4 protein-coding genes and 2 pseudogenes are annotated in these 6,107 nt (G+C 60.5%); 5 read left to right on the plus strand and 1 reads right to left on the minus strand.

Going from position 1 to position 6,107, the window contains the following annotated elements; all coding sequences use genetic code 11:
* Positions 1–190 precede the first annotated feature (190 nt).
* Positions 191–491: pseudogene (locus tag NKI67_RS18470) on the minus strand (DegT/DnrJ/EryC1/StrS family aminotransferase); the annotation flags it as partial.
* A gap of 319 nt (positions 492–810) precedes the next feature.
* Here NKI67_RS18470 and NKI67_RS18475 point away from each other — a divergent pair.
* The 5 genes and pseudogenes from NKI67_RS18475 (at position 811) to NKI67_RS18495 (ending at position 5,550) form a co-directional block, all read left to right on the plus strand.
* Positions 811–2,547, plus strand: coding sequence for a right-handed parallel beta-helix repeat-containing protein (locus tag NKI67_RS18475; RefSeq protein WP_352646359.1), 1,737 nt, complete (start codon positions 811–813; stop codon positions 2,545–2,547).
* Between the two features lie 386 nt (positions 2,548–2,933).
* A pseudogene (locus NKI67_RS18480) lies at positions 2,934–3,122 on the plus strand (hypothetical protein); the annotation flags it as partial.
* A 1,012-nt stretch (positions 3,123–4,134) separates the two neighbouring features.
* A complete protein-coding gene (locus NKI67_RS18485) occupies positions 4,135–4,566 on the plus strand; it encodes an ATP-binding cassette domain-containing protein (protein WP_352646361.1) in 432 nt (143 codons plus the stop codon).
* A 145-nt stretch (positions 4,567–4,711) separates the two neighbouring features.
* A complete protein-coding gene (locus NKI67_RS18490; RefSeq protein ID WP_352646363.1) occupies positions 4,712–4,981 on the plus strand; it encodes a hypothetical protein in 270 nt (89 codons plus the stop codon).
* Positions 4,945–5,550 carry an HlyD family secretion protein gene (locus NKI67_RS18495; RefSeq protein WP_352646365.1) on the plus strand — a complete coding sequence of 202 codons (606 nt, stop codon included), beginning with the start codon at positions 4,945–4,947 and terminating at the stop codon, positions 5,548–5,550. Before NKI67_RS18490 ends, NKI67_RS18495 begins: the two co-directional genes overlap by 37 nt.
* The last annotated feature ends 557 nt before the right edge of the window (positions 5,551–6,107 follow it).

Here is a 6,107-nt window from a genome sequence, read left to right on the forward strand (position 1 = left end):
CAGGAGCGTCAGGGTGATGTTGTCCGGCACCTTGAGTTTCGGCGTCACATGCCATCCGGCCTGATCAAGATGAGCACCGCATGCGCGCCGTCGTCGACGCTCCGGCTGATCTCGGCGAGGTGCTCCCGCATCGCCTCGGTATCACAATAGGGCAAAGGCCCGCGCCCTTCCCTTCCGGGGGCAGACGGCCCCGCAGGTCGAACCAGTAGGGGAGTTTCACACAGTAGCTTTGCCAGTTGCTGCGAGTCCAGCAAGGCTCGGCAGGCGTTTCCAGTTCGGCGATGTCGCGAAGGCGCTCTCACCATATTGCGCTGCAAGCTGCCCCCGCCGCGTGACGAATGCGGGAAGCCGTTGCAGTTGCTCACGCCGATGGCAGCGTGCAGGTCGGTCAGGCGGTAATTGTAGCCGAATTCAGGATAGCCCTCGTAGATCACCTGATTCGAGCCGTGCCTGACCGCGTCGGTAACGCTCATGCTGTGTTGGCCGACGAGCATGCATGACCTTGCCTCCTGCTCCTCGGAGGTAAGTTCACGCGTGATCCGAGATACTAGACGACGTTTGCAATTCGACGTAGGCACAAGCTTGAACGCAGCGCCAATCGCCCGGGAGAGTCTCAGTATAGCCTTATCCACGCCGTATTATGGTCATGAAGGTTAGCATTATAGATTGTCGATGAGTGTCCTGAGAGATACTTATGATGATTAATATCTAACTGGAGAAACACATGAGATCGATGAATTCCGACAAGGAAATACTGTTGACACACTCGGAATGGTTGAACAACTCTCGCGCGACGACGGAGGCCGCCGAGTGACGACCGAGGCTCCCATTTCCACCCTTTCCACATCGACGGCAACCACGCAGCCGGCGCAGGGTCTTACCTATACCACCACACCGATCCAATCGGAGTACGACGGCCAGGTGATTGAAAATCTTGACATCTACGTCACCAACGGGGACGCGGTCACGATTACGCACGACAATGTCATCCTGCGCAATTGTCTTATTCATCACGTCGAGGGCGACGGGGTGATGGTATCGGGCGCAAACGGTGTCACGATCGAGAACACCGAGGTCATCAACGCCGCCCCCCCGGCGGGAATCGACCCCGAGACGAGCCCAGACATCAACAACATCAAGGCAGAAAACGCTTCGAACCTGACCGTTCATAACACGACGGTGCGGGAAGGCTCGACTGGCATCTATCTCGTGAACTCGCCCGGCGCGAGTCTTTCACACGTCGATGGCTACGACTTCCATGGCCCAATGCCGCGCGGTCAGTTCGTCCAGTTCAACAACTCGGGCAATAGTTCGCTAACCGACTTCTATGCCGTCAACGACGCCGGCAGTTCGCATCCTGAGGACATCGTCTCGGTATACGGCAGCCCGAATACGACGATCTCAAATGGGGTGATCGACGGTAACAACTCTCAGACCGGCGTGGCCGTCATGTTCGAGAACGGATCGACCGGCGGGAGGGTGGATCACGTTGACGCCATCCATCAGGGCAATGGCGCGTTCTCTTCCTACGCGAGCGATGTGACCTTCGATCACACGAGGTCGTTCGACGGTATCGATGAGGATCAAGGCCGCGGGGTTCCCTCGTCGAATGGACTGATCTGGAATGTAAGCTCCGGTGGGGTCAGCATCCTGAACTCGACCTACACCAACCCTGGCAATCCCAACAACATCATTTGGGACGCGTCAAAGGCGGTCGTGGCCGACGTGCACGAGGATCCCACGGCCACCCCAGTGGCACACGTCGATAACCAGTTCACCTGGGACTACGCAGCGGATAGCTCGACCGACACTGTCACGGACGCGAGCGTCACTCCCCCAACCACTAGCACGACGGAGACCGGGTCTGGGACCGGGACTGTCGCTCCTTCCGGCAGCACCAGCGATGGCACGTTGTACGGCACCAGCGGCGCCGATATACTCCTCGGAACCAGCGGCCACACCATGATTGGCTATGGCGGCAACGACACCTACTATGTCGACAATGCCAACGAGAAGGCCGTTGAGGCAGTGGGCGGCGGCAACGACAGTGTGATCGCCTCGGTGAGCTATGCGCTTTCGGCCAGCTCGGAGATCGAGCATCTCGCCACCAACAACCCGTCCGGCACGAAGGCGATTTCCCTCACCGGCAACGAGTTCGCCCAGACCATCCAGGGCAATGCCGGCAACAATGTCATCAATGGCGGGCTCGGCCCCGACGTCTTGACCGGTTACGGAGGCCACGATGCCTTCTCGTTCAATACTGCTCTTGGAGCCGGCAATGTCGATAAGATCACCGACTTCAAACGCTCCCAGGATACGTTCCATCTCAGCGATACCGTTTTTACCGGGCTTCAGCCGGGAGGGCTTCCATCCAAAGCTTTCTTTGTTGGTACAGCCGCGCATGACAGTTCCGATCATATCATCTACGACAGTGCAACCGGGGCGCTCTCTTTCGACAGTGACGGGGCCGGCGGCGCATCTCAAACCCAGTTCGCCACCCTTTCCCCACATCTCTCGCTCGCCGCAGCCTCATTTTATGTGACCTGAAGGAACGCGGGGCTGCCGTGGCCAGATAAGGACTGGATAAACAGCACCTCAAAGCCATGATCCCGAACCGAAGTCAGCTTACCAAAGGCGGGAGTCCGGTTTTCGGAGAAGATCACGCTCAATGGAGTTCCATCCCGATGTCATCGGGATGGAACGGATTCGACTTGTGAGTTTTCCGTAGTTGTCCATGCGGACCGAACCGAGGAGACTGGAGTTACCAAGCTTGCTCTCACCGGAGGGTACTAAATGAACATCCACAAGAATGCCCGTCTGACGCCGTGGCGTCGAGAGGAACTGGCTCTTTCGGTCATCGAGCGACGTCTTTCCTAAGCCTTGCGGCGCAGGCCTATGCTGTGTCGAAGCGAGCTGGCCTGTGATGCTGCTGTGGCATCGATGTGCCGGTGGTCGACCGCAACCTGGCTTCGACGTGAGATCGGCGTCGTCTTGCAAGAGAACGTGCTCTTCAACCGGTCCATTCGCGAGAACATCGCGCTCGCCGATCCGGCTATGCCATGAAGCGGGCATCGCTCGCCGGCGTTCACGATTTCATCCTGGAGCTGCCCGAGGGCTATGACGTGCGACTGCGTCATTGCCGGCGCCTGGGTCGCCGGCGTCGCGATTGCGCGACATGGCTTCTCGTCGAACGGATACTCTGATCCTTGAAGGAGCGAACGCCTCGGCACTGAGACAAGTTCGTGCAATTCCGAGTTATTCAGGCGGGCATTACGATCCGGTCGGATCGCTAAAGGCCCAGATCTGCGTAGCGGGTCGGGAACAGCTCTATCGTCACTGGAGGAGCCGCCGATTCCGCATATGCGCTGCGGCAAGCTTTATAGTCGCAGGAGACCGGTGCTTGCTTCTCTCCAGTCAAACGCGTCCGCTTGCGGTGCGGGAGCACCCGTCTGTCGGCCAATTAACCGCCTGGCCGGCTGTTTCCTCTCCTAACCAGCAGGAAGGCAGATGCGCGGGCATCCAGAGCCCATAGCCCCGCCTTTTCCACGCCAGCCTATCCGATCGTACGATCGTACTTCGGCTCTCGTCGACATCTTGCGCCATCGCGAGCCGTTCGTAGCACGCCGTCAGGCCGCTTTGGGAACGGCCGCACGGTAGCGGCCGCACGGTAGCGGCCGGGGGCTGGGAATGGAGCCGCTATCCGGTCATGGTGCACCGGTATCCGCTGTCCGCGCGCAGCGCCCATGCGCGCCTGGAGCGCATATTCCAGGAGAACCGCCCATTGCCGGACTCGTGCGTCTGCCTGACGTCAGGGGTACGGTTTCCGTCGAGAACCTTTTTGTCCTCGCCACGGCACGAACACGCCGGTCGTCATGGGCGCGACGTTCACGCTGAAGACTTCGCTTGTGGGTGCATGGCCGCCGGCGCAAGGGTGCGTGCGACTCGATGGCGACGATCTGCGCCATTATGGTCCGGACCAACTCGGCACCGCGCTCCAGGATATCGAGCTGTTCTCCGGTTGCGTGCGCGACAACATTGCGCGCTTCCGAGCGGACGCGGCCGATGCGCAGGTGATCGAGGCGGCAACACACGCCTCTGCGTACGAGATGATTCCAGCGCCTCCCCAACGGATATATGACCGACATCGGGCAGGATGGAGTCGGACTGTCGGGAGGGCAGCGGCAACGGGTCGGTCTCGCGCGAGCCCTGTTCGGCAAGCCGAGCTTTGTCGTGCTCGATGAGCCTGATGCCAATTTGGACGGCGATGGCAATCGAGCACTGGTCCAGGCCATCGAAAGGCTGCGGAGAGACGGAAAGACCGTTGTAATCGTGACCCACAGGCCGAACCTCCTGTCCGCGGTGGATCGAATGATCATTCTGCAAGACGGACGGGTAGCACAGATGGGCCCGTCGGGAGCAGTTGCTGCCATCGCTCGTTGGCCCGAATGCAGCGTCGACACCGCGGCGGCCTGTCTGGGACGGCGGGCGCGCCGGACCGCCGGCAGCAGCCGCGACATCTCTCATGCGGCCACGCGCCGCTGCGTAGCCAGCCGAGTTCAACGATGACGCTGATAACTCAAAAATTGCCCCAACGATAGCGCGCGGTCGCGAGCTCCTGCGGACTGCCCGCTCGACGGCTGCCTCAGTTCGTATAAGCACAGTGGGGCTATCGGCGCTCCTGCATGCAGGACGAGTGGCGCGAGCCCCCTCCGTGCGGATTTCCGAACAGCCGGGTTTTGCCGGCACAACCCACGAGCCATCTCACGCAAACCTCTCCGGCGACTGGCACAAGCCCGCGCGGATCGGCCTTGGCGTCGTCGTGCTGACCTTCGGTATCCTCGGCGGATGGGCCTCTCTGGCCAGCCTCGACAGCGCGGTTGTCGCTTCGGTACAGTTGTGGTCGAAACCGACCGCAAGGCAGTTCAGCACCTTGCGGGCGGCATCGTGGGTGATGTTCTCGTCTCGTCCAACGCGCATGTGACCGAGGGGCAGGTGCTTGTGCGTCTCGACCCTACCGAGGCGCGGGCGCAGGGCGAAATCGCGAGGTCCACCGTCTTCTCGCTGCTTGCCGAAAAGGCACGGCTGCAGGCGGAACTGGACGAAGCCGAAATGGTCACCTTCCCGCGCGAACTCACGCGGGCTTCGAGCGCACCTGTGGCCCTGGGCGCGATGGAAGACCAGCTGCGACTGTTCGACAAGCGCCGCTCGGCCCGCACGAACGATGTTTCCATCTTGGAAGAACGCATCGCCCAGTCCGAACAGAAGATTGAGGCCGTGCAATCCCAAAGGGAGGCAGTCCGCTTGCAGATCGAGAGCATCACGGAAGAGTACGACAAGCTGGTGCCCCTGGCCAACAAAGGCATTGTTCCGATTACGCGGCTGACCACGCTCAAACGGCAAAAGGCCGACCTCCAAGGTCATCTTGGGGCCCTCGTTGCCGACACTGCGGGTGAGCGCCACTCGATTGGCGAGGCGCGACTCCGGATTGAGCAAGTCGGGCGTAACTCGACCGCACCGAAATACGCGCTCCGCGCTCCGGGCGCGTCGTAGGTTTCAGGGTCCACACGATAGGAGCCGTTGTTCGCCCCGGCGAGACCTTGATGGAGATCGTCCTCGATGACGGTCCATACGTGTCGCGCTATAAAGGCTATCAATCGAGCGATGCGCCAGGGTCAACAGAGCCTGAGGAAACTGGCCAAGCGCTTTGGTTTGGGATGAGTCAGAATACCGCGTGAAGCGGAGGAACGGATCTTGGTAGCCGGGGTGCCGACCGTGCAAGCAAGCCGAGATGGGCGGCGCTTGCGCCGAGGACGAGAGGCGGCTCCTCTTCTTCCGGCACACTACTGCCGCTGGACACGCATCCTATCCGCTCCACCGATTCCGCTTGCAGGGCAATATCGTCGGACGGCTACCCGGCTTGTGGAAGAGATCGGCGAAAGAAGAGCTGCCAGACACTTGGTTCCACATCAATATTGTCAAGGTGAGGAGCGAACAGGTCAAGTGCATATTGTCGTCACTATCGACGTAAGCGCGAATTTCCCCGCACCTTTTGCTGTTGAGTGCTCTGATGCATGAGGTGTCCACCAAAATAGGTGGACACCTTGTGA

The sequence above is a fragment of the Mesorhizobium sp. M0408 genome (assembly GCF_040321495.1).
GTDB lineage: Bacteria > Pseudomonadota > Alphaproteobacteria > Rhizobiales > Rhizobiaceae > Mesorhizobium.

Excerpts from the sequence above, each read along its gene's own strand:
- NKI67_RS18485 (WP_352646361.1), top strand. The coding sequence starts at position 4,135 with ATGACCGACATCGGGCAGGATGGAGTCGGACTGTCGGGAGGGCAGCGG.